This is a genomic window from Dietzia sp. 179-F 9C3 NHS, from assembly GCF_045369825.1.
GTDB lineage: Bacteria > Actinomycetota > Actinomycetes > Mycobacteriales > Mycobacteriaceae > Dietzia.
Window position 1 is genome coordinate 1 of the sequence record NZ_JBIQES010000031.1, and the last position, 4,950, is coordinate 4,950.

Consider the following 4,950-nt stretch of genomic DNA (forward strand, 5'->3'; position numbering starts at 1 on the left):
CCCGAGTCCAGGGCGGCGGTCACTTTGGAGTCGGCTTGTGGCTTTCGCCGTTATATGGCGGGGTTCTGTCGACGCTCTGCGGCGGCATCCGCTCATGGCGATACACGCGAGCACCGGTCTGGTCACAGATAGCGGCAGACGGTCGTGGTGTCGCATTTGGTGGGGTCGCTGGTGGTGGCACTGTGGTGAAGGTGCGCGACGGTGTGTCGCAGTGCTTGCAGGTCGGCGATTTGGCGGTCCAGGTCGCCCAGGTGGGCTTCGAGCAGGGCGTGCACGTGCTGGCAGGGTGCGACTCCGGCGTCGCGAATGTCGAGGATCTCGCGAATCTGGGCCAGGGTGAGCCCAGCGGTGCGGCCGCGGCGAACGAAGTCCAGGCGCGCCAGGGCCGCAGGGGTGTAGTCGCGGTATCCGTTGGCGGTGCGCTCAGGCGCAGGTAGTAGGCCGGCTTCTTCGTAGAAGCGCAGCGTCTTGGTTGTGGTGCCGCTGGCCACGGCCAACTCACCGATGCGCACAGTGGCCCCTTTCTCGGCTCTCGTCCATGTTCGCCTTGACCTTCCCCTGCGCTGGAACGTCCACTATGGACGCTGAAGAGGGGTCACGCGAAGGAAGGTGGGCAAATGGGTGTGGACTACGACGTCGATCTGGCCGTGATCGGCTCAGGAGGCGCGGCGATGTCCGCCGCCATCGCGGCCAGCCAGGCCGGTAAGAGCGTCGTGCTGGTTGAGCGCGGTGTCCTGGGCGGGACGTGCGTGAACATCGGCTGCGTGCCGTCCAAGACGCTCCTGGCGGCCGCCGGAGCCCGGCACGCCGCGCTCACCAATCCCTTCAAAGGTGCCCCAACGTCAGCCGCACCGGTGAACCTCGGCGATCTGGTGGCCCAAAAGGACGCACTCATCGAGCGCCTGCGTGATGCGAAGTACGCCGATGTGGCCGCTGCCTACGGCTTCCAGGTCCGCCCAGGCCAGGCCAGCTTCCTGGACAGGGACACCCTGGCCGTCGACGGCCAGGCGCTGCGGGCCCGGGCCTATCTGGTCGCCACCGGCGCCACCCCCGCCATCCCGGAGGTGGTCGGTCTCGACTCTGTGGACCGGCTGACGTCCACCACCGCGATGCAGCTGACCGTGCTGCCTGAGTCCCTGGTCGTTATCGGTGGCGGGTACGTCGGGATGGAGCAGGCCCAGCTCTTCGCTCACCTCGGCACCCGGGTCTCTGTGGTCGGGCGTCTGGCGCCGCACGCCGAGCCGGAGCTGGCCCAGAGACTTCGGGAAGTCTTCACCGACGACGGCATCACCGTGGTCGAAGAGCACGCGACCACGGTGGCCCGCGAACCAGGCCCCGCAGGAGAGGTGGTGGTGACCACGGACTCGGGCGAACAGGTGCGCGGCGCGCAGGTCCTGGTGGCCACCGGACGCCTGCCCCGCACCGACGGCCTGAACCTGGCCGCTGCCGGTGTGGACGTGGACGAGCGCGGCTTCGTCGTGGTCGACCAGACCCAGCGCACCTCCAACCCGCGCGTCTGGGCCGCCGGTGACGTCTCGGGGGCTCCCCAATACGTCTACGCCGCCGCCGCCGGCGGTCGGGCCGCCGCGCTCAACGCCCTGACCGAGGACAGGTACCCGCCGGCAGCTCGGGTCGACTACGCCGGCTTTCCTGCGGTCGTGTTCACCCGGCCCCAGCTGGCCTCGGCGGGATTGACCGAGGACGAGGCCCTCACCCGAGGGTACGCGTGCGACTGCCGCGTCCTGGACCTGTCCGATGTCCCCCGGGCGCTCGTCCAGCACGACACCCGCGGCGCGGTGAAGCTCGTCGCCGACGCCATGAGCCGCAAGGTTCTGGGCGTGCACGCCCTGGCGGACGGGGCCGGGGAGATCATGCTGGCGGCCACCTACGCCATCAAAAGCGGCATGACCGTCGACGATCTGGCCGACACATGGGCGCCGTACCTGACCATGAGCGAAAGCCTGCGCATCGTGGCCGGCCTCTTCCAGAACCAGATGCCGACGTCATGCTGCGCCTGAAACCCGCGGCCCCAGCGGGGTGGACGAGGGCTACCGCGGCGGCCCGCCTGGCGCCGTGAAGGTGCCTCAAAAACCTACAGCTTTGCGAGACATCAGTTGACCACCCGCGCGCATGTCCATTTCGCGCCTGCTCGCTGGACTTGCGTTGGCGGCCCACTTCTCACCAAGTCGTCTCGACACAAGGCTGCTGTGCGGATCGACTTAGCAGGGATTTGGTGTCGTACCCGGATGACACAGTGACCAGAACGGCCGGGACCCCCGCCTGGCCGCCGTGCAGTCACTCCCCACGGAGAAGGAGATGCAAGATGCCTGGAATGACGTTCAACGCAGAGCGGGTACTCCGGTGGTTGATCGACCAGCCAGGACAGCAAGCCAGCACGCTTCCTCACGAAGTGGTTCCCCCTTCACTCGCGGAGACTGTTTACAGCGAGCTTCAACTTGCCGATCTAGTCCACGCCACCCTGACCCTAGATGGTCAGTTCGACTTCATTCTGACTACGCGTGGCCGTGTAGAAGCCAACCGGATGCGCGAGAGCTACCGCTCTTCACTTGCGCAAAGGCGGGTCCTGGAGTGGCTGGCGGCTCATCCCGAGACATCCCCAGAAGCGCTAATGAAGAGTGAGGACGCTGCGGACTTCACCGGGTCGCTCTCCGCGCGAGAGGTCAGTCTGGCAGTCGAGGAACTCGAGTCAGGCGGCTACCTCGAAGGGACCAAAGCCTGGGGTGGATCAATGATCCGAGCGCGTCTGACCGCAGCGGGCCAGCGACTCCTTAGAAGCCAGATGAGTCTCGACCAGGTTCAACTTTCCGGAGGAATGACGACTATGAACGTTTCGGCTGACAACTATGGAACCCAACATATTGGGAACCAGGCGATTGGCGGACAGGGCCACTCGATGACTGCCCATATCGGCCCTGAGGTGTCGGTAGAAGACATCCTCGCGGCGCTGAGCCAGTTCCGGAATCACGTTGAAGACGCTGACCTGCCGGCGGACGAGAAGCAAGATCTGCTCGAGGAGATTGGGGCGATCGAGAGCCGCGGACCAAGGCGTGGCCTTGAGTGGGTCAGGGCTCAGATCAATGCGTTGAGCACCGCTGTCTCAGGCACGCTGGGGTCGGAGAGCACAGAACTGCTTGTACGCATGATCTCGGAGTCGTAAAGCTCTCCGACACTTCGCGCCCTTCCCAGCAGGTTAGCTACGGCGTTACACGAGTGGCCCCTTCGCCAGCTCTCTGGAGAGCCCGATAGAGCGTCGATCGGCCCACTCCTAGGTCTCGGGCGATTGCCGACGGCCCCTCCCCCGCTTCGATGCGGGCGCGGGCATTGTCGACCTGCTCGTCGGTCAGGACGCGCTTGCGTCCCTTGTACTTACCCTTCGCCTTGGCGATGGCGATGCCCTCAGCCTGGCGTTCACGGATGATGGCCCTCTCGAACTCGGCGAACGCCCCGAGCAGTGACAGCATCAGATCCGCTCGAGGATCCTGGGCACCAGCAGCGTAGGTGGCCCGCTCGTGGACGAACTCCACGCTCGCGCCCTTCGCGGTGATCTCGCCGACTATCTGCTTGAGATCGACCAGGGAACGGGCGAGTCGGTCCATCGAGGCGACCACCAGCTCGTCACCGTCCCGGAGATACCTGATGCACTCTTCGAGCTTCACGCGATCGGCACGCGAGCGTGCCGACTGTTTCTCGATATAGACCCGGTCGCACTCCCCCACCGCCTCGAGCTGGCGCGCCTCGTTCTGATCGGCGGCCGACACCCGCACGTACGCCACCCGCTGTCCGCGAGGACGCGAAGCTCGGCGAGCCGGCTTCGGATCCGTCTTCGGCTTTCGTTTCGGGTTCTGCTCGATGATGTTCTCCGAGTCCGTTGACTCCACCCGAAAGTTCCAACCCAACTCGTCCCGGCGGCGGAACCGAGTCCGCACCTTCCCGCGGCTGACGATGAGCACCTCCTCGCCACCGTCACCCGAACGGTTCAGCAACGTCCCGATCCGATCAGCCATCGAAGACCCTTTCAGCCGGAATCTGTATCAATAGATCCTAGACCCCACGGGAAGACGTTTCATAAGTTCCGAACTAGACCCTGTGACACAGCGACGATGGCGGCTCCTTCACCGTCCCGCACGGGTGTACCGGCAAATAGCACTGCTAGGTGGCGGCGTTCTAGCGGCGATGCCTGGCGATGGCCGCTTCCATCAGGGCTCGAGCGCCTCGAGGGCTCGGGCGGCTTGCTGGTGGCGGTAGAGGGTGGCGCGGGACCATCCGACCAAGCTGGCCGCTTCGGCGGCGGTGCGCCCCTTTCTTCGAGCACTTTGGGCGATGTCGAGTTTTTCGGCGATCACTGCGGGGTCGACCGGGGGCCGGCCGAACCTCGTGCCGCTCTGCTTCGCCGCGGCGATGCCGGCGTTGACGCGTTCAGTGATGAGCTCGCGCTCGTACTCGGCCAGGGTGGCGAGCATGCCCAGCATCAACCGGCCGGAGGTGGTCTCCGGGTCGATGCCGTCCGAGAGCGACCGGATCTTCACGCCCTTGTCGCGAAGCAGGTTCACGGTATTGAGGACATCGATCAGGGAGCGGCCGAGACGGTCAATGCGCCACACCACGACGGTATCGCCGGGCTCGACGTAGTCCATCAGCCGCTTCATCCCCGGGCGCTCGATCGCGGCCCGGCTCCCCGAGGTGACGTCAGAGAAGACGTCGCGTTTCTGCACCCCGGAATCTATGAGTGCATCCAACTGCAACTGCGCGTCCTGACTCGCGGTACTGACGCGGGTGTACCCCAGATGTCTCATGGCTCGATGGTGCCCCATAAACCCCTACCGAGGCCGCTCCTGAGACGAAAGCCGCCAAGATGACTTAATGAGACACCGGCGAGTGGCCATAGGGCCAGGAAACCTACTCAGAACTGGCCGCCAACTCGGACGGGGC

General features: G+C 65.6%; 5 protein-coding genes. 2 read left to right on the forward strand and 3 right to left on the reverse strand.

All coding sequences use genetic code 11. The annotated features are described in order from the left end of the window. Nucleotides 1-122: 122 nt before the first annotated feature. Complete coding sequence (locus tag ACH0BZ_RS16235) at nt 123-512, reverse strand: heavy metal-responsive transcriptional regulator (RefSeq protein ID WP_007928756.1); 390 nt, start codon at nt 510-512, stop codon at nt 123-125. Between the two features lie 105 nt (nt 513-617). Here ACH0BZ_RS16235 and merA point away from each other — a divergent pair, with 105 nt between their 5' ends. Together merA and ACH0BZ_RS16245 are read left to right on the forward strand one after the other, a co-directional pair. Further along, nucleotides 618-2,018 (forward strand): mercury(II) reductase, encoded by a 1,401-nt coding sequence (merA, locus tag ACH0BZ_RS16240; RefSeq protein ID WP_406899769.1) that lies wholly within the window; start codon nt 618-620, stop codon nt 2,016-2,018. Nucleotides 2,019-2,332: 314 nt separating this feature from the next. Continuing rightward, nucleotides 2,333-3,178, forward strand: a complete 846-nt coding sequence (locus ACH0BZ_RS16245) for a hypothetical protein (RefSeq protein WP_406899771.1) — start codon at nt 2,333-2,335, stop codon at nt 3,176-3,178. 37 nt (nt 3,179-3,215) lie between these two features. Here the strand turns inward: ACH0BZ_RS16245 and ACH0BZ_RS16250 are convergent, their stop codons facing one another. Together ACH0BZ_RS16250 and ACH0BZ_RS16255 are read right to left on the reverse strand one after the other, a co-directional pair. After that, the gene (locus ACH0BZ_RS16250) at nt 3,216-4,025 is read right to left on the reverse strand and encodes a recombinase family protein (RefSeq protein ID WP_406899774.1); all 810 of its coding nucleotides are present in this window, start codon (nt 4,023-4,025) and stop codon (nt 3,216-3,218) included. 192 nt (nt 4,026-4,217) lie between these two features. Beyond that, on the reverse strand, nt 4,218-4,832 hold the full coding sequence (locus ACH0BZ_RS16255; RefSeq protein ID WP_406899776.1) for a recombinase family protein: 615 nt from the start codon (nt 4,830-4,832) through the stop codon (nt 4,218-4,220). Nucleotides 4,833-4,950: the final 118 nt, after the last annotated feature.

Coding starts and splice junctions, on each gene's coding strand:
- merA (WP_406899769.1), top strand. CDS start 618: ATGGGTGTGGACTACGACGTCGATCTGGCCGTGATCGGCTCAGGAGGC.
- ACH0BZ_RS16250 (WP_406899774.1), bottom strand. CDS start 4,025: ATGGCTGATCGGATCGGGACGTTGCTGAACCGTTCGGGTGACGGTGGC.
- ACH0BZ_RS16245 (WP_406899771.1), top strand. CDS start 2,333: ATGACGTTCAACGCAGAGCGGGTACTCCGGTGGTTGATCGACCAGCCA.
- ACH0BZ_RS16255 (WP_406899776.1), bottom strand. CDS start 4,832: ATGGGGCACCATCGAGCCATGAGACATCTGGGGTACACCCGCGTCAGT.